Annotated in this window: 7 protein-coding genes; 3 read left to right on the top strand and 4 right to left on the bottom strand. The window is 73.2% G+C overall.

The genetic code is table 11. The features are described from left to right. Positions 1-29 precede the first annotated feature (29 nt). From ACFRMQ_RS04445 to ACFRMQ_RS04435, 3 genes are all read left to right on the top strand, one after another. Positions 30-2,840, top strand: a complete 2,811-nt coding sequence (locus tag ACFRMQ_RS04445) for a penicillin acylase family protein (RefSeq protein ID WP_380726801.1) — start codon at positions 30-32, stop codon at positions 2,838-2,840. Positions 2,841-3,099: 259 nt separating this feature from the next. Next, positions 3,100-3,651, top strand: a complete 552-nt coding sequence (locus ACFRMQ_RS04440) for a YceI family protein (protein ID WP_380726799.1) — start codon at positions 3,100-3,102, stop codon at positions 3,649-3,651. Positions 3,652-3,922: 271 nt separating this feature from the next. Beyond that, positions 3,923-5,257, top strand: coding sequence for a hypothetical protein (locus ACFRMQ_RS04435; protein WP_380726835.1), 1,335 nt, complete (start codon positions 3,923-3,925; stop codon positions 5,255-5,257). A gap of 50 nt (positions 5,258-5,307) precedes the next feature. Here ACFRMQ_RS04435 and ACFRMQ_RS04430 read toward each other — a convergent pair whose 3' ends face one another. From ACFRMQ_RS04430 to ACFRMQ_RS04415, 4 genes are read right to left on the bottom strand one after another with little or no spacing between them, the layout of a single operon-like run. Continuing rightward, positions 5,308-6,363, bottom strand: a complete 1,056-nt coding sequence (locus tag ACFRMQ_RS04430; protein ID WP_380726797.1) for a zinc-binding dehydrogenase — start codon at positions 6,361-6,363, stop codon at positions 5,308-5,310. Further along, positions 6,360-8,024 (bottom strand): phytoene desaturase family protein, encoded by a 1,665-nt coding sequence (locus ACFRMQ_RS04425; RefSeq protein WP_380726833.1) that lies wholly within the window; start codon positions 8,022-8,024, stop codon positions 6,360-6,362. The genes ACFRMQ_RS04430 and ACFRMQ_RS04425 overlap by 4 nt, the downstream gene beginning before the upstream one ends. A gap of 29 nt (positions 8,025-8,053) precedes the next feature. Then, entirely contained in the window at positions 8,054-9,733 is a 1,680-nt protein-coding gene (locus tag ACFRMQ_RS04420; RefSeq protein WP_380726795.1) for a phytoene desaturase family protein, read from the bottom strand. After that, a complete protein-coding gene (locus ACFRMQ_RS04415; RefSeq protein WP_380726793.1) occupies positions 9,720-18,959 on the bottom strand; it encodes an amino acid adenylation domain-containing protein in 9,240 nt (3,079 codons plus the stop codon). The genes ACFRMQ_RS04420 and ACFRMQ_RS04415 overlap by 14 nt, the downstream gene beginning before the upstream one ends. Positions 18,960-18,996: the final 37 nt, after the last annotated feature.

Here is an 18,996-nt window from a genome sequence, read left to right as displayed (position 1 = left end):
TCTCCGCGACCTCGACGGAGGAGTCCGCCTTGCGTCCACGCCAACGCCCCTGCCCCCGATCCCTCCGACTCCCGGCCGCCGCCCTCGCCTCGGCCCTGCTCGTCACCGCAGCCCTCACCCCCACCGCCACCGCCGCACCCACCCCCGCGACGACGGTCACGGCCACCGACCACTGCGGCGGCCACTGCGCCGACATCCTTCCGCCCGGCGAGAACGGCAACGCCACCCTCGCCGAGATCCTCCTCAACCGGGCCTTCGGCACCCGCCCCGCCCACACCGACGACCAGCTCGGCCCCTACGCCGCCCTCGCCTCCGGCTATCCCGGCCTGACCGAGGCCAAGCTGCGCGACTTCTTCAACGACGCCTCCTTCGGCGTCCCCGCCGACCAGGTCGCCAGCAGCACCAGCCCTCGCCCGGACGTCACCATCGTCCGCGACAAGGCCACCGGCGTCCCCCACATCACCGGCACCACCCGGTACGGCACCGAGTTCGGCGCGGGCTACGCCGCCGCCCAGGACCGGCTCTGGGTGATGGACCTCTTCCGGCACGTCGGCCGCGGCCAGCTGTCCGGCTTCGCGGGCGGCGCCGCGGCCAACCGTCAGCTGGAGCAGAGCTTCTGGCAGGCCGCGCCGTACACCGAGGCCGAGCTGCAACAGCAGATCGACGCCATCTCGGCCCGCGGCGGCCGGGCCACCCAGGCGCTCGCCGACGCCACCGCCTACCTCGACGGCGTCAACCAGTACGCCAAGGAGTCCTACAACGCCCGCACCTTCCCCGGCGAGTACGACCTGACCGGGCACATCGACCCGATCACCAACGCCGGATCGATCGAGCCGTTCAAGCTGACCGACCTGGTCGCCCTCGCCTCCGTGGTCGGCGCGCTGTTCGGCTCCGGCGGCGGCAACGAACTGTCCTCCGCCCAGGTCAAGTCGGCCGCCGAGGCCCGGTACGGCAAGGACGCCGGGGACGCGGTCTGGAAGTCCCTGCGCGAGGCCGACGACCCGGAAGCCGTCCAGACCCTGCACGACGGACAGCGCTTCCCGTACGCGACCGTCCCGGACCACCCCCAGGGCGAGGCGCTGCCCGACCCCGGATCGGTGCTGCCCGAACGGGTGGTCTACGACGCCACCGGCTCCGCGAACTCCGCGGCCGCCACCGCGCCCGGCGTCCTGCCCGGCAACCTGCTGAGCGCCAAGCACGGCATGTCCAACGCCCTGCTGGTCTCCGGCGCGCGCACCGACGACGGCCATCCGGTGGCCGTGTTCGGCCCGCAGACCGGCTACTTCGCCCCGCAGTTGCTGATGCTGGAGGAGATCCAGGGCCCCGGGATCAGCGCACGCGGCGCCGCCTTCGCCGGCCTGAGCTTCTACGTGCAGCTCGGCCGCGGCCAGGACTACGCCTGGAGCGCCACCTCCGCCGGGCAGGACATCACCGACACCTACGCCGTGCCGCTCTGCACCACCGACGGCTCCCCGGTCACCACCGCCGCCAACTCCTACCTCTGGCACGGTCAGTGCCTGCCCTTCGACCGGCTGGAACGCAAGAACGCGTGGAAGCCGACCACCGGCGACTCCACCCCGGCCGGCTCCTACACCCTGGTGATGTACCGCTCGAAGTACGGCCTGGTGTCCGCCCGGGGCACGGTCGGCGGCTCTCCCGTCGCCTTCACCTCGCTGCGTTCCACCTACCGGCACGAGGCCGAGTCCATCATCGGCTTCCAGGAGTTGAACGACCCGGGCGCGGTGCACGACGCGGCCGGCTTCCAACGGGCGGCACAGGACATCAACTACACGTTCAACTGGTTCTACGCCGACTCGCGCGACATCGCGTACTACAACTCCGGCAGCAACCCGGTCCGCGCCCCCGGGGTGGACGACGGTCTGCCCGTCCTGGCCCAACCGGCCTACGAGTGGGCCGACTTCGACCCCACCGCGAACACCGCCCGGTACACCCCGGCGGCCGAGCACCCGCAGTCCGTCAACCAGGACTACTTCGTCTCCTGGAACAACAAGCAGGCCGACGGCTACACCTCGGCCGGTTTCGGCAACGGTTCGGTGCACCGCGGCAACCTGCTGGACGACCGGGTCAAGTCCCTGCTCCGCGACGGCGGGAAGGTCAGCCGGGTCTCGCTCACCCAGGCGATGGAGAGCGCCGCCCTGGCCGACCTGCGGGCCGAGGACGTGCTGCCCGACCTGATCCGGGTGCTGCGCGGCGCGCCGGTGACCGACCAGGCCACCCTCACCGCCCTGCAACAGCTGGAGGCCTGGCTGGCCAACGGCGCCCAGCGGAAGGAGACTTCACCGGGGAGCCACGGCTACGCGGACGCCACCGCGATCCGGGTGATGGACGCCTGGTGGCCACTGGTCGCCGACGGCGTCATGCGGCCGGGCCTCGGCGACCAGCTGTTCGGCGCGCTGACCGGCGCCCTCCAGATCAACGAGTCCCCCTCGGGCGGCCAGACCGGCCCCTCCGGCGGCCCGGTCAGCGCCAACGAGGCCATCCCGCACAAGGGTTCGGCCTTCCAGTACGGCTGGTGGAGCTACCTGGACAAGGACCTGCGGGCCGTCCTCGGAGACCAGGTGGCCGGTCCACTGGCCCGCCCGTTCTGCGGCGGAGGCGACCTCACGGCCTGCCGGAGCGTCCTGCTGAACACCCTGAAGCAGGCCGCCGCCCGGACCCCCGCCCAGGTCTACCCGGGTGACGCGGACTGCGCGGCCGGCGACCAGTGGTGCGCCGACACGATCATCCAGCGCCCGCTGGGCGGCGTGACCGACGCGAAGACCACCTGGCAGAACCGGCCGACCTACCAGCAGGTGGTGCAGTTCCCCAGCCACCGCTGAGCCCCCACCACTGAACCCCCACCACTGAACCCGACCGCCCGGCGCCCACCACCCAGCCGCACCGGCGAGCCGCGCCACCCGGCCACGCCGCCGACCGCCGCCGGGCCCCACCACCGGGGCCCGGCGCGCGCCCGTCCCGACCAATCCGGCGCGCGGCCCGCCGGAACTGCCCCTAGCGTGGTCCGGGGACCGCCCGACCACCCCGGACCGAGGCCCGATGCCGAAGGCCCGAGACCCGCCACCAGGAGGCACGCCGATCATGACCGCCAACCTCGCCGACCTCACCGGCGACTACGTCCTCGACCCCACCCACACCCGGATCGGCTTCGTCGCCCGCCACGCCATGGTCACCAAGGTCCGCGGCGCGTTCCAGCAGTTCGAGGGCACCGCCCACCTGGACGGCGAGGACCCGTCCCGCTCCACCGCCCAGGTCGTGATCAAGTCCGAGAGCATCGACACCGGCGTGGAGCAGCGCGACCAGCACCTGCGCACCAACGACTTCCTGGACGCTCCCAACTTCCCCGACATCACCTTCCGCACCACCTCGGTGGAGCCGAAGTCCGGCAGCGAGTACCGGGTCACCGGTGACCTCACCATCAAGGACACCACCCGCCCGGTCACCATCGACTTCGAGTACACCGGCAACGCCGTCGACCCGTACAACAACCAGCGGGTGGGCCTGGAGGGCTCGGTCACCATCAGCCGCAAGGAGTACGGCGTCACCTGGAACGCGGCCCTTGAGGGCGGCGGCGTCCTGGTAGGCGACAAGATCGTCCTGGAGTTCGACATCTCCGCGATCCGCCAGGGCTGACCGCCCCCGCCGGAAGCAGGAGCGGGGAGCACGAACCGCGAGCACGAACCGGGAGCGACACCCCGGAATCTGCCGGCCTCCGGCCGGGCCACCCCGCGGAGGCCTGCTGTTCGCCCGACCGCCCCTCCTCGTCAGGTCCCCGTAGGGCCGGTGTTCGCCGGGCGCCAGCAGGCTGACAATCCTCCGTCAACTCCCCCACGCCTGCCGAAGGGTAGCCACCGTGTCGCGTTCCCTCCGCCGCCTCCTGCCACTGGCCGTCGCCGTCGCGACGGTGCCCGTGCTCGCCCTGCCGGCCCTCCCGGCCAATGCGGCCGCGTACGGCACCCCGACGATCACCTTCTCGGCCGGCTACCTGTCCGGCGCGGTCGGCGCCACCGGCGACCCGACCGTGACCGTCACGGTCGCCCAGTCCGGCGCCGACGCCTCGGCGCTGACCGTCGCCGCCTCCGCCACCACCCGCACCGCCGTGGCCCGCACCGGCGACGTCACGGTGACCGGCACCGGCGGCAGCCGCACCCTGGCGGTCGCCGCCCAGGGCGTCGGCTACGCCGACCTCACCATCAAGGTCACCGGCCTCGGCGGCAAGAGCGCCACCGGCACGCTGCACTACGCCGCCTCCCCCGCCGTCCAGTTCTCCGCCGCCAGCCGCTACCTGACCGGCTCCAGCGACGCCTCGGCCGCCGTGGACGCGGGCGGCGGCTACATCGTGGTCGGCGACGACGAGTCCAACACCCTGCGCCTGTACGACCGCGACAACTCCGGTGCGCCGGTCCGCACCTGGGACTTCAGCTCGGCCCTGGGCGTCTCCAAGGAGATCGACATCGAGGCCGCCACCCGGGTCGGCAACACCATCTACTGGACGGGCTCGCTCGGCAACAACAAGGACGGTGTGATCAAGCCCGACCGGCACACCGTCTTCGCCACCACCGTCACCGGTTCCGGCGCCAACACCCAGCTCTCCCTGGCCGGTTCGTACAAGGGCCTGCGCGACGACCTGATCACCTGGGACAACGCCCACGGCAAGCGCTACGGCTTCGCGGCCGGCGCCGCCGACGGCCAGGTGCCCAAGCAGATCGACGGGTTCAACGTCGAGGGCCTGGAGTTCGCCCCCGGCAGCACCAGCACCGCCTACATCGGCTTCCGCGCGCCGCTCACCCCGGCGGTCACCGGCGGCCGGGCGCTGCTCGTCCCGGTCACCAACTTCCCGTCCCTGCTGAACGGTTCGGGAGCGCACGCGACCTTCGGCGACCCGATCGAGCTGGACCTCGGCGGCCTCTCCATCCGCGACATCCGCCGCAACGACCTCGGCCAGTACCTGATCTCGGCCGGCTCCTGGGCCGCCGAGGACAACTCCGCCCCGTACGCGCTCTACCGCTGGGACGGCCAGGCGGGCTCCCGGCCCACCAAGCTGATCGACCTGCCGACCAGCGACTACGGCGCCTGGGAGGCCATTGCGGACGTCCCGGACCTGAACGCCCCCGGCGCCCGCGCCCAGCTGATCACCGACGACGGCTCCGCCGACCTCTACGGCGACTCCACCGCCGCCAAGGACCTCACCCACCCCGAGTGGAAGAAGTCCCGCAGCACCTGGTTCACCCTCAACTGACGTACGACGGAGGGCCCTTCGGAACACCACCGAAGGGCCCTCCGCACCGCTCAGAGCTCGACCAGCACCTTCCCCCGGCTCGCCGAACGGTCCAGGTACAGGCCCCGGTAGGCCTCCGGGATGCTGTCGAAGCCCTGGTGGACGGTCTCCCGGTGCAGCAGCTCCCCGCTGCGGACCAACGGCCCGAGGTCCCGCCGCAGCGCCGCCCAGTTCTCCTCCGTGAACCACTCCAGCGAGAAGATGCCGCGGATCGTGGCGCGCGGGAACATGATCATCGGCAGCAGCCGCGGCCCGACCCAGTCGCCGCCGACCTGGCTCCCCCACTGCCAGCAGACCGCCACCCGGCTGTCCACCGCGAGCTTCCGGAACACCACGTCCGTCAGCGCCCCGCCCAGGCTGTCGAAGTAGCGGTCGATGCCCTCCGGCGCCAGCTCGGCCAGTTGCTTCTCCACCTCCTCCGGAGCGTCACCGTCACGGTACGGCAGCACCGCGTCGAAGCCGAGCCGCCGCAGCCACTCGGCCTTCTCCGGCGTCGCCGTGGTGCCGATCACCCGCGCGCCCCGCTGCTTGGCCAGCTGGCCGACCAGCGAACCGACCGCCCCGGAGGCCCCGCTGACCAGCACCGTCGAGTCGGGCCGCACGTCCAGGAACTTCTCGACCGTCCCCCAGGCCGTCATCCCGGGCCCGCCCAGGATGCCGAGCGCGGTGGACAGCGGCAGGTCCTCGTCGTAGTCGGCCGGGTCCAGCTTCCGGTAGGCCGGGAAGACCATCGGGAAGGTGCCGGTCTGCCAGAGGCTGGGCTCGCCGTCGCTGATCACATGGGTGCGCCAGCCGCCGAAGCCCTGCACCAGGTCGCCGACCGCGAAGCGCGCGTCCGGCCCGGCCTCCACCACCTCCATGATCGAGTCCGCGCCCATGTGGTCCCCGATCGGGGTGTCCAGCGCGATGCCCTGGAGGTACGGGTCCACCGAGACGTACCGGGTGCGCAGCAGCATCTCGTCGGCCGCGAGCCGGACGTCCACCTCCTCCACGACCTTCCGGTACACCTTCCCGATGTCCGGCACGCCGTCCGCGTGCTCCTGGACGACCCACTTCTCGATCCTCACGAGGTCACTCCAAACTGTCGGTCGGCGGGGCCGACCCGGTCGATGAGCAGGGTGGGCGGCGGGGCGCTGTCGTCCACCGCCGCGGTGAAGGGCTTGCCGTCGTCCCGGCAGATGAACTGGACCACGTGCCGGCCGGCCGCCGCCGCGCGGATCAGCCCGCCGGTGGTCGCCCAGACCCCGGACTGGTAGAAGTTCGCGAGGCCGGGCAGCCCCGGGCCGTTGCGTTTGACCTCCTCCTCCAGCGTCTCGCCGCCCTCCACGAACGGCTGCCAGCCCAGCACGCTGCCGTCGTAGTTGCCGGTGTAGCGGACCTGGGTGAGCGGGGTGGAGACGTCCTTGACCGCCACCGCCTCCCGGAGCCCGGGGTGCCGGACGTCCAGGTAGTCGACGATGGTGTCGCGCACCCGGCGCTTCTCCCGCTGGTACTCCCGCCCCCGGCCGACCGGCAGGGTGTGCAGTTCCTCGCCGCGCCGCATCCGGGCCGACTGTTCCGGTCCGGTGCTCAGCTCGCGCCAGGGCGCGATGTCGCAGAAGTAACTGGCGTACACCACGGTGGTGTCGGCCGGCGACAGCTCCGGGTAGTGGCGGCTGCGGAACTGGACGTTGATGCTCGGGTGCCGGATGCCGGTGAGCCGCGCGGCGACCTCGTCCTCCAGCAGGTGGGTGGTGCACGGGTCCCCGGCCGGGAAGGGCCGGCGCAGACCGAGGAAGACGGTCACGTAGCCGGGGAAGACCATGCCCGGCTCGGTGATGGTCTGGGTGTACAGCCGCCGGTAGGTGTCGCTCAGGTAGCGGCCCTTGAGCAGGTCCATCATGGTGGTCCGGCCGTCGCAGGCGGCCACCACGATGTCCGCCCGCACCTCCTGGCCGTCGCTCAGCCGCACCCCCACCGCCCGGTCGTCCTCGACCAGGATCTCGCTCACCTTGGTGTTGTAGCTGATCTCGCCGCCCAGCCGCAGGTAGCGCTGCTCGATCGACCGGGCCAGCCCCAGCGAGCCGCCCTCCGGCACCCCGGCCGACTGCCCGGCGTGGCAGGCGAGCTGGAAGTAGTTGGGCAGCACCGGGAAGTTGGGGTGCTTCTCGTACAGGATGAAGTTGAACGCCTCGCGCAGCAGCGGGCTCCTGAACCGCGTCGAGTAGTCGCTCATCAGCACCGTGATCGAGCGCCGGATCACGTTGAAGTACGGCAGGAAGGAGGCGAGCATCCGTGTCCGCTCCCACCGCCCCATCAGCCCGACCGGCTTGAGGAAGGGGTAACGGGCCAGTGCCAGGCGGAACTTGCGCAGCCCGGCGCAGAACCTCCGGATCTGCCGGGCGTCCTCCGGGGCGAGCTCCAGCAGGTGCGCCTCCAGCCGGTCCGGGTCGGAGTAGAAGTAGACCGCCCGGCCGTCCCGGGCGCGCACCACGTTGAACACGTCGAAGTTGCGCACCCGCTTGCCCTGCAGCGCGCCGAGTTCGAGCCAGATCTGGTGCATCTCGTTGCCCGGCCCGCTGCCCAGCAGCCAGCTGATGCAGCAGTCGAAGGTGAACTCGCCGCGGTCCCAGCCGGTGCAGCAGCCGCCGGGGATCTCGTGCATCTCCAGGATCCGGGTGCGGTAGCCGTTCATCCGCGCGAAGCAGCCGGTGGACAGGCCGCCGAGCCCCCCGCCGATGATGACCATGCTCTGCCGGCCGACGCTCTCACTGGTGGTCATTCAGGCGCTCCCACGGTGGCCCGGTCGAGTTGCGGCAGCCGGCCCCACTTGCCCGGGTGCCAGGGTTCCTGGTTCTCGCTGGGCCAGGCCCGGAACGGCCGTCCCAGCTCGTGGCAGAGGTACTGCGCGGCGAACCGCCCGCTGGTGGCGGCCCGGATCAGCCCGCCGAGCGAGGTCCACTGGCCCGCCATCGAGAAGCCGCTCAGCCCTGGCAGCCGCATCCGTTCCCGGTTGACCAGCCGGTTGGCGGCGTCCTCGGCCTCGGAGAAGGCCTGCCAGGCGAGGATGCTGCCGTAGGTGTTGCCGGTGAACCGCTCGGTGGTCACCGGCGAGGCGACGTCGACGAGTTCGATCCGCCGGCCGAGCCCCGGGTAGGTCCGCTCCAGGAACTCCCGGACGAACGCGGCGACTTCCTGCTTGCGCGCCCGGTAGGCCCGGCGGTCGGTGGTGCGCAGGTCCTTCCAGGAGCGGTAGTCGCTGAAGTAGGTGCAGTGCAGCACCGACTTGCCGGGCGGCGCGAAGCCGTCCGCGTAGTCGGAGCGCAGCTGCACCACCAGGCTGTGCTGGAGCGAGCCGGGCAGCCGTTCGCCGTCCTCGGGCGCCAGCAGGTAGGTGGTGGCGTGCGGCTCGCCCTCGGGCAGCGGGCCGTCGACGCCGACGAAGGCGGACACCACGGCCGGGTACAGGTTGCCCGGCTTGTCCAGCAGTTCGCCGTACAGCCGCTCGGTGGAAGGGCTGGAGTAGCGGCCCTCCAGCAGCCGGTCGAGCACCGTCGGACCGTCGCAGGCGGCCACCACGTGGTCCGCGAAGTGCCGTGAGCCGTCCCGGAGTTCCACCCCGATCGCGCGGCCGTCCTCGATCAGCACCCGCTCGGCCCGGCAGCGGTAGCCGATCACCCCGCCGAGCGAGGTGTAGCGCTCCTCGACCGAGCGGGCCAGCCCGAGCGAACCACCCTGCGGGAAGCCCGCGTTGCCGTTGTGCGCGGCGGACAGGGTGTACAGGTACGGCAGCAGCGGGAAGCCGGCCGGCTCCTGGAGGAACATGTTGGGGAAGGCCCGCCGCAGCAGCGGGTCCTGGAAGCGCTCGGCGAAACCGCTCATCGGTGTGGTCGCGGTGCGCCAGAACAGCCGGAACGCGGGCAGGACGGCACGCAGGGTGCGCAGCCGTTCCGCCGTGGTGCGCAGCGGCGGCGGGGTGAGGTCCCAGGGCAGGTCGATCGCGGCGAAGCGCCGCAGGTCCCGGCAGAAGGCCCGGATCGGCTTGGCGTCCCCGGGCGAGAGGGCCAGCAGGTGGGCCTCCAGCCGGTCCGGGTCGCCGTAGAAGGTGACGGCCCGGCCGTGTTCGTCGACGACCCGGTTGAAGGTCTCGAAGAGCGTCACCGACTTGCCGTCCAGGGCGCCGAGTTCGCTCCACACCTGGTGCGCTCCGGTGCCCTCGGCGGTGCCGATCAGCCAGTCGATGCAGTAGTCGAACAGGTAGCCGTGCCGGGACCACGCGGCGCAGCAGCCGCCCGGCATGACGTGCTTCTCGAAGATCCGGGTCTCCAGCCCGCTCATCTGGGCGTAGCAGCCGGTGGCGAGGCCGGCCAGGCCGGCCCCGATCACGATGACCCGGGGCGGGCCGCCGGGGGCCCGCTCCCTGGTGGACCAGTCCGGTCCCCGGTCAGCCGCGGCCATCGGCTGCTCCCCCGGCCAGGATGGCGCCCGCCAGTTCGGCGTTGCGGGCGGCGAAGTCCCCGTCGAGCATCTCGGCGTGGGCGCCGTGGCCGACGTACACCGCGGTGCCGGTGGTGGAGGCTCCGTGCCAGGAGCCCGGCTCGCCGCCCACGTGGACGGAGAGCCGCTCGCGTTCGCAGACCACGTCCAGCTGGGCCCTCACCGTTCCGGTGTTGGGCGTCCTGCTGCTGAACTCCAGGTAGTCCCTGGCCTGTTCGAGGGTCTCCTGGGCGACGATCCGCGAGCCGGTGTGGCGGTGCAGGTGCTCGTGCAGTTCGCGTTCGAAGGCGGCCAGGTGCTCGTCGCCGAGGTCGAACGCCTCGGTGACCCGGTAGGCGTCCACCAGGAGCACCGAGTCGACGGTGCGCCCGCGCCGCTCCAGTTCCTTGGCCACCTCGTAGGCCAGGTTGCCGCCGAGCGAGTAGCCGAGCAGCACGTACGGCCCGTCGGGGTGCAGCCGCTCGACCAGGTCCGCGTAGCGGGCGGTCTTGTCGTCGCCTGTCAGGTAGTTGAAGGAGGCGATCCGCCGCTCCGGCAGGTGCGCGGCGAGCTGCCGGTAGACCAGTCCGTGCCCGCCGGCCGGCGGGAAGCAGAAGACCGTGCGGTCCTCGGGCGCTTCGGGGTTGAACCAGAGGTGGGGCTCGCCGCCGGCCACCTCGCCGGTGATGATCTGCTCGACGGTGCGGGCCATGCCGTGCAGGGTGGTGACCTTGAACAGCAGGCCGACCGGGATGCTGATGTTGAACTCGGTCTGGAGGTGGTGGATCAGCTCGATGAGCCGGATCGAGCTGCCGCCGAGTTCGAAGAAGTCGTGCTGGAGGCCGACCTCGTCCAGGCCGAGCAGGTTCCGCCAGTGCTCGGCGACCCTGGTCTCGTAGAGGGTGACCGGCGGTTCGTGCTGGGCCCCGGCCGTGTCGGCCTTCGGCTCGGGCAGCGCCGCGACGTCCACCTTGCCGTTCGGGGTGAGCGGCAGGGCGGGCAGCTCGGTGAGGTAGGAGGGGATCATCACGGTGGGCAGGTGCTCGGCCAGGTGGCGGCGCAGCTCCCGGCGGTCCAGCACGGTGCCCTCGGCCGGCACCACGTAGGCGGCGAGCGCGGCCTCGCCCCGGGCGTCCGGGCGGACGGTCACGCAGGCCTGGGCGAGTTCCGGGCGGGCGGTGAGGTGGGCCTCGATCTCGCCCAGCTCGATCCGGTGGCCGCGGACCTTGACCTGGTTGTCGATCCGGCCGAGCAGGTGCACGGTGCCGGCGGTGTCCCAGTGGCCGAGGTCGCCGGTGCGGTAGAGCCGGACGGTCGTGCCGTCCAGTTCCCGGGTGACGAAGCGCCGGGCGGTCTGGTCCGGGTCGTTGGGGTAGCCGGCCGCGACTCCCGCGCCGCCGATCCACAGCTCGCCGGGCACGCCCACCGGGACGGGCTCGCCGTAGGGGTCGAGGACGTACACCGCGCTGTTCGGGAACGGCCGGCCGATCGGCACCATCCGGCCGGGCTCCAGCCGCTCGGCCGCGCCCTCGTAGTAGGTGCTGTCGACGCTGGCCTCGGTCAGCCCGTAGGAGTTGACCAGCCGGGTCTGCGGGCCGCACAGGGCGCGCAGCCGCTGGTGTTCGGCGGCCTTCCAGGAGTCGGAGCCGACGATCAGCAGCCGCAGGAAGTCCAGCGTCAGGCCGTCGCGCTCGCAGTGCGCCAGCAGCGCGCGGGCCACGGCGGGCACGAACTCGCCGCCGTCCACGGCCTCCTCGCGCATCACCCGGTACAGCCGGGCGGTGTCGAAGAGCAGTTCGCGGTCGACCAGGACGAGGGTGCCTCCGGTGCTGAGCGCCCGGGCGAGGTCGCCGGAGAAGACGTCGAAGGCGGTGCCGGCCATCTGGAGGTGCACCCGGACCTCGGTGTCCAGCCGGTACTCGGTGCGCCAGCCGGCGGTGACGGCGGCCAGGTTGCGGTGGTCGACCCGGACCCCCTTCGGACGGCCGGTGGAGCCGGAGGTGTGGATCACGTAGGCGGCGCGGTCCGGGTCGGCGGCGGGCAGCGACGGGGTCGTCCCGGCGGGCCGGTCCAGTTCCTCCAGGGTGACCGGCTCGGCGGGCAGGTCGGCCGCGAGCGGGCGCCGCTGGTCGACCACCACCAGCGCGGCCCCGACGTCGGCCACCTGGTGGGCGAGCCGGTCGGCCGGGTGGCCGGGGTCGAGCGGCAGGTAGGCGGCGCCTGCCCGCCAGATCGCCAGCAGGGTGGTGATCAGCTCGGGTGACTTGTCCAGGCAGACCGCGACCACCGAGCCCTCGCCGACGCCGAGTTCGCGCAGCCGTAGGGCGGTGCGGTGGGAGCGCCGGTCCAGTTCGCCGTAGGTCGTCCGGCGGGTCCCGTCCCGGCCGGGCGCGACCACCGCGACGGCCTCCGGCCGCTCGGCGGCGGCCTTGGCGATCAGCTCCGGCACCGGGACGTCGTGCTCGACCCGGCGTCCGGCGCCGCTGAAGCCGGTGAGGATCTCCCGGCGCTCGGCCTCGCCCAGCATCCGCAGCCGTCCGACCGGCTCGGCCTCGGCGGCGCGGGTCATGGCGTCGAGCAGGTTGCGGTAGTGCGCGGCGAGCCGCTGGACGGTGGCGGGCTCGAAGAGGTCGGAGTTGTACTTGAAGACGCAGTGGAAGCAGCCGTCCGCACGGTCCTCGTAGGCGGACAGCGTGAGGTCGAACTGTCCTTCCTCCTCGGGGAGTTCGATGTACTCCAGGCGGTAGCCGAAGCGCTCCACGGCGACCTTGTGGGTGAGCAGGATGAACATCGCCTGGAACACCGCGGAGCGGCTCGGGTCGTGCTGGAGTCCCAACTGCTCGACCAGCAGCGGGAAGGGGTACTCCTGGTTGTCGAGGCCGCCGAGCACGCTCGCCCGCACCCGGGCCAGCAGCTCGGCCACGGTCGGCTCCCCGGCCAGACTCACGTGCAGCGGCAGCGGGTTGACGAAGTAGCCGTAGACGGAGCCGAACTCCTCCTGGGTGCGGCCGGTGACCGGGCTGCCGACCACGATGTCCGGCTGGCCGGACCATCGGTGCAGCAGCAGGTAGTAGGCACTGAGCAGCACCATGAACGGGGTGGCGCCGTTCGCGCGGGCCAACTCGTGGACCCTGGCGGTGAGCTCCTCGTCCAGCCGGAAGAACTCGGAGGCCCCGTTGTGGGTCTGCACGGCCGGGCGCGGCTTGTCGGTGGGCAGTGCCAGCACCGGCATCTCGGCCGGCAGGTGCCCGCGCCAGTAGTCCAGCATCCGGCGGGCCTCGGGCCCGGCCAGGAAGCGGTTCTGGTGGTTGAGGAAGTCCAGGTAGCGGGCGGGCACCGGGGGCAGTTCCGGGGCGCGGCCCTGGCGCAGCGCCTCGTAGACCTCGAAGAGCTCCTCGATGAAGGTGAAGGTGGAGATCGCGTCCGAGACGATGTGGTGGACGGCCTTCATCAGCACCCAGCGGTCCGGCCCGCGCCGGAACAGCCGCAGCCGCACCAGCGGGTCCCCGGCGAGGTCGTACGGCCGCCGGTACTCGCGGACGATCAGGTCGTGGATCTCCTCCCACGGCCGGCCCTCGACGTCGAACAGCCCGGTGTCGGCCTCGGCGTCCTCGCGGATCAGCTGGACCGGGCGGCCCTCCTCGGCGGTGAACGCGGCGCGCAGCTCGGGGTGCCGGGCGACCAGGAAGCGGAAGGCCGCGAACATCAGCTCGGGGTCGAGCTCCGCGCGCACCTCGACGGCGCCGCCGATGTTGTACGCGAAGCCGTCCGGGTGCAGCAGGCGCAGGAACCAGAGCGCCTGCTGGTTGTGGGTGAGCGGGTAGCGGGACTCGTCGGTGTACAGCTCCACCTCGGCCTCGGCCGGGCCGCCGTCGGCGAGCCGATCGGCCAGGCCCTCGGTGAGCAGGTCGACCAGGTCGCCGACGGTGCCGTTGCTGAGCAGGGCCACCACCGGCAGGGCGACGCCCAGTTCGCCGTGGACCCGGGCGCGCAACTCCATCGCGAGCAGCGAGTCCAGGCCGTGCGCGCCGAGCCTGGTCTGCGCGTCGATCCGCTCGGCCGCGATCCGCAGCACGGCCGCGGCGGCGGCGGTGAACCGCTCGGCGACCAGCTCCCGGCGGGCCTGCGGGCCTGCCGCGCGGTAGGCGTCCAGGAAGCCGCCGGTCTCGGCGGGGGCCTGTTCGGCGGCGTTCGCCGCCAGCTCGGCGACCAGCGACGGCGGCGCCGGGTACCAGGCGAGGAAGGTCGGCCAGTCGACCACGGTGGCCACCAGCAGCTGGGCGCGGTCCTGGCCGAGGACGCGCTCCAGGACGGCCGTCCCGGCGTCCGGCGGCAGCGAGCTCATGCCGCGGGCGTCGCGGTAGTGGGCGACCAGGCCCAGCTCCTCGATCATGCCGGTGGCCCAGGGGCCCCAGTCGAGGCTGAGCCCGGGCAGGCCGTCGGCCCGCCGGTGGTGGGCGAGGGCGTCCAGGAAGGCGTTGCCGGCCGCGTAGTTGGTCTGCCCGGCGGTGGTGAGCAGCGAGGCAACGGAGGCGAACAGCACGAAGTGGTCGAGCGGTTCGTCGCGCAGCAGCCGGTGCAGCAGGTGGCCGCCGACCACCTTGGGGGCGTAGCCGGCGTCGAAGGCGGGCCGGTCCATCTGGGCCAGCAGGGTGTCCTTGACCTGACCGGCGAGGTGGAAGACGCCGCGGATCGGCGGGCGCTGGCGCCGGCGGTAGTCGGCGAGCCAGTCGGCGAGGGCGCTCTCGTCGGTGACGTCCACCGGGGCGAGCAGCGGTTCGGCGCCGAGCGCCTGGAGTTCGCGCAGGAAGGCGATCCGCTCGCCGACGGGGCCGTCCGGGTCGGCGTCCGCCCATCGGGAGCGCTCGGGCAGGGCGGTGCGGCCGACCAGGATCAGCCGGCGGGCGCCGCGCCGCACGAGGGTGCGGCAGAGCAGCCGTCCGAGGGCTCCGAAGGCCCCGGTGACGAGGTAGCTGCCGTCGGGTCGCAGCACGGGCGGCAGCGGCCGGGTGAGGCCCTCGGCCTGCCGCAGCCGGCTGGTGAGCCGGGCGCCGTCGCGCAGGGCGATCTCCTGCTCGTCCCCGGCGGCGAGTTCGGCGAGCAGCGCCTCGGCCTGGGCGGCGGTGTCGACGGCCGGGTCGAGGTCGATCAGGGTGCCGCGCTGGGCGACCAGCTCCTGCTGCCACAGCACCCGTCCGACGCCCCAGGCGGGGGCGCCGAGCGGTTCGACCCGGTCGCCGGGGGCGGCGGGCTGGGTGCCCCGGGTGACGATGTGCAGCCGGCCGTCCGGGCGGGCGGCGGGCAGGGCCTGGGCGAGGGCGATCAGCGAGTAGGCGCCGAGGGTGGCGAGCGGGCCGAGCCGCTCGGCGGTGGCGGTTTCCAGGGCGGGCAGGTCGAGGTTCCAGAGGTGGACGACGGTGCCGAAGCCCGGGTCGAGGTCGGCGAACAGTCGTCGGACGTCCTCGGCGGAGTCGGGCCGTACGGTCGAGTGGTCCTCGCCGTGCCGGTACGCGGTGCCGGGCCGGACGAGGTGGCAGCGGGTGCCGCGGGTGGTGGCCAGGGCGGCCAGCCGTTCGGCGAGGCCGCCCTCGTCGGCGAAGAGCAGCAGGTCGCCGGGGGTCTCGTCGGTGGCGGGCTCGGGCGCGGCCACCCAGGCGACCTCGGTGAGCCAGCCGTCGATGGTGGCCAGTGCGACGGAGGCCGGGGCCTGGGCGACGTCGGCGACCCGGAAGCCGGTGACCTTGCCGACCGGGGTGCCGTCCTCGGAGAAGAGCGCGAGGTCGCCGACGAGTTCCTCGCCGCTGTCCCGGGTGACGGTGGCGTGCACCCAGAGCGGGCGGTCGCCGATCTCGTCGAGCCGGACCTCCTCGATCGAGACGGGCAGCCGGACGCTGCCGCCCTCGGGGGTGTGCAGCCGGGTGGTGAGCAGGGCCTGGAAGCAGCCGTCCAGCAGGACCGGGTGCAGGTGGTGGGCGGCCGCGTCCGGGCCGAGTCCCCCGCTCGGCCGGAGGTGGGCGAGCGCCTCGCCGGGGCCGGCCCAGACCTCGGCGATGGTCCGGAAGGCGGGGCCGTAGTCGTAGCCGAGTTCGGCCAGTCGCCGGTAGCAGTCCGGGCCGTCGAGGTGCCGGCCCCGGGCACGCAGCGCGTCCAGGTCCGGCGCGGGGCCGTAGGAGCGGCGCTGGCCGGTGCGGACCCGGCCGGCGGCGTGCACGGCGGGCTCGCCGGCCGCCGGGGCGGAGGCGACGGTGAAACGGGCGTCCTCGGGCGCGTAGCCGAGCTGGACCGGGACGGGTTCGGTCTCGGAGAGGAACAGGGCCCGGTTGAGCTCGATCTCGGCCAGCGTCACCTCGGTGCCGCCGGTCAGGGTGCGGACGGCCTGGGCGGCCATCTCCAGGTACCCGGCGGCCGGGAAGACCACCTGGCCCTCGATCCGGTGGTCGCTCAGGTAGGGCAGCCGCTCGGGGTCGAGGGTGCCGGTCCAGCCGGGCTGGGCGCTCGCGGTGCGGCGGCCGAGCAGCGGGTGGTCGAGCCGCCCGAGGCGGACCTGTTCGACCGCCTTGGGCTCCACCCAGTAGCGGTCGCGCCGCCACGGGTAGGCCGGCAGCGGTACCGGCCGGCCGGCCGGGTGCAGCGCGTCCCAGCTCAACCGGACGCCGAGGGTGTGGAGTTCGGCCAGGCTGCGGGCGAGGCGCTCGGGCTCGTCCTGCTGCCGGCGGATCGACGGCAGGGTGTGCGTCCGCTCGGCGCACTCGCGGATCGCGTGGCCGAGCACCGGGTGCGGGCCGAGTTCCAGGAACAGTGTGTGGCCGTCCTCGGCCATCCGCTCGACGGCGGCCCGGAAGCGCACCGGGTTGCGGACGTTCTGCCACCAGTACTCGCCGTCCAGCTCCGGCCCGCGGGCGAGCCCTTCGCGGGCGGTCAGGTAGAGCGGCAGCCGCGCCTCCTGCGGCTTGAGGGCGGCGAGCGCGGCGACCAGCTCGTCCCGGATCGGGTCCATCCGCACGCTGTGGTAGGGGACTTCGACGTCCAGCGGCCGGGCGAAGACGCCCTGCTGCCGCAGTTCCTCGGCCAGTTCGCCCAGCGCCTCGGTGTCCCCGGCCAGGGTCACGGCGGAGGGGCTGTTGATCGCGCCGAGCGAGATCCGGTCGCGGTAGGGACGGATCCGGCGCTCGGCCTCCGCCTCCGGCAGGCCGACGGCGAGCATGCTGCCGGTGCCGGCCAGGCGCTGCTGGAGGCGGCTGCGGGCGAGCACCACCCGGACGGCGTCGGCGAGGTCGTACACCCCGGCCTCGTGGAAGGCGGCGACCTCGCCGGTGCTGTGCCCGACCACCGCGTCGGGGCGCAGGCCGTGGCTCCGCCAGAGTGCCGAAAGTCCCACCTGGACGGCGAAGTTGGCGGGCTGGGCGAGCCAGGTCTCGGCCATCCGGGAGTCCGCTTCGCCGCGGTCCAGTTCGGTCAGCAGCGACCAGCCGGCCTGCTCGCGGATCTCCCGGTCGACGGCCTGCACGGCCTCCCGGTAGGCCGGCTCGTGCTCGTACAGCCCCCGGCCCATCCCCCACCACTGCGGGCCCATGCCGGTGAACACCCAGGCCAGGCGCCGCTGTCGGCGCTCCCGGGCGCGGCCCTGGACGACCCGCGGGTGCTCCTCGCCGCGCTCGTACGCGGCCAGTGCCTCGTCCAGGTCCCGGCGGGTGGAGTAGACCACGGCGAGCCGCTCGGGCAGGTGCTGGCGGCGGTGCGCCAGGGTGTGGCCGAGGTCGGCCAGGGACATCCCGCCGGTGAGCTCCTTCCGTACGGCGGCGGCCAGTTCGGGCAGTCCGGCGGCGTCCCTGGTGCTCAGCGGCAGCACCGTGCGGGCCGGCTCGGCCGTCGGCGGGGCGGGCTCGGGCCGCGGCGGCTCCTCCAGCAGGACGTGGGCGTTGGTGCCGCCGAAGCCGAAGGAGTTGACGCCCGCGCGGGCGGGCCCGCGGTGCTCGGGCCAGACCGTCGGCACGGTCGGGATCTCGAAGGGCAGCGCGTCCAGGTCGATGCCGGGGTTGGGCCGCTCCAGGTTGAGGTGCGGCGGGATGCGGCGGTGCTTGAGCGCGAGCACCGTCTTGATCAGCCCGGCGACGCCGGCCGCCGCCTCGGTGTGCCCGATGTTGGTCTTGACCGAGCCGACGTAGCAGCGGTCCCCGGAGCGGCGGCCGACGCCGAGCACCCGGCCGAGGGCCGCCGCCTCGATCGGGTCGCCGACCGGGGTGGAGGTCCCGTGCGCCTCGACGTACTGGAGGCTGCCGGGCACCACCCCGGCCTCGGCGCAGACCCGCTCGATCAGGGTGACCTGGGCGTCCGCGCTCGGGACGGTGATGCCGTTGGTGCGGCCGTCCTGGTTGACGCCGCTGCCCAGGATGACGGCGTGCACCGGGTCCCCGTCGCGCAGCGCGTCGGACAGCCGCTTGAGCACGACCACGCCGACGCCCTCGGCCCGGACGTAGCCGTCGGCGGAGGCGTCGAAGGCGCGTGAGCGGCCGTCCGCGGAGAGGAAGCCGCCCTTGGTCTCGGCGATCGTGTACTGCGGCGTCATGTGCAGCAACGCGCCCCCGGCCAGGGCGAGTTCGGTCTCGCCGCGGAGCAGGCTCTGGCAGGCGAGGTGGACCGCGACCAGCGAGGAGCTGCACGCGGTGTCGATCGACACGCTGGGCCCGCGGAAGTCGAAGCAGTGCGAGATCCGGTTGGACACCATCGTCATCATGGTGCCGGTGGCGGTGTGCGCGGCGATGGTGGAGAAGTCGAGGTCGGCGAACTGGAGGATCTTCCAGTCGAGCGTGAAGGCGCCCATGTAGACGCCGACCTCCCGGCCCGCCAGTTCGTCGGGTCGCAGCCCGCCGTCCTCCAGGGCCTCCCAGCTGACCTCCAGGAGCTTGCGCTGCTGCGGGTCCATGTGTTCGGCCTCGCGCGGGCTGATCCCGAAGAAGTCCGGGTCGAAGGTGTCGAAGCCGTCGATGTAGCCGCCCCGGCCTCCGATCAGCCGCCCCGGCTTGGCCCGGTCCCTGCTGCCCAGGGTGCCGGTGTCGTAGCGGTCGGCGGGCGTGTCGGTGAGACAGTCCCGGCCCTCGATCAGGTTGCGCCAGAAGGTCCGGTGGTCGTTGGCGTGTCCCGGCAGGCGGCAGCCGATACCGGTGATCGCGATGCGTTCGCGGGGCACGGCGAAGGGCGAGAAAGTCATGATCCAATCCGAGGGTGATGGCGTGGCGCCGGGGGCA

It is taken from the genome of Kitasatospora sp. NPDC056783 (assembly GCF_042789895.1).
GTDB lineage: Bacteria > Actinomycetota > Actinomycetes > Streptomycetales > Streptomycetaceae > Kitasatospora.
Note: the sequence above shows the minus strand (reverse complement) of the source record. Positions and strands in the feature narration are given on the sequence as shown.

Bases quoted from the DNA above. Each gene is read 5' to 3' on its own strand.
- ACFRMQ_RS04440 (WP_380726799.1), top strand. From the start codon at position 3,100: ATGACCGCCAACCTCGCCGACCTCACCGGCGACTACGTCCTCGACCCC.
- ACFRMQ_RS04425 (WP_380726833.1), bottom strand. From the start codon at position 8,024: ATGGTCATCATCGGCGGGGGGCTCGGCGGCCTGTCCACCGGCTGCTTC.
- ACFRMQ_RS04420 (WP_380726795.1), bottom strand. From the start codon at position 9,733: ATGGCCGCGGCTGACCGGGGACCGGACTGGTCCACCAGGGAGCGGGCC.
- ACFRMQ_RS04415 (WP_380726793.1), bottom strand. From the start codon at position 18,959: ATGACTTTCTCGCCCTTCGCCGTGCCCCGCGAACGCATCGCGATCACC.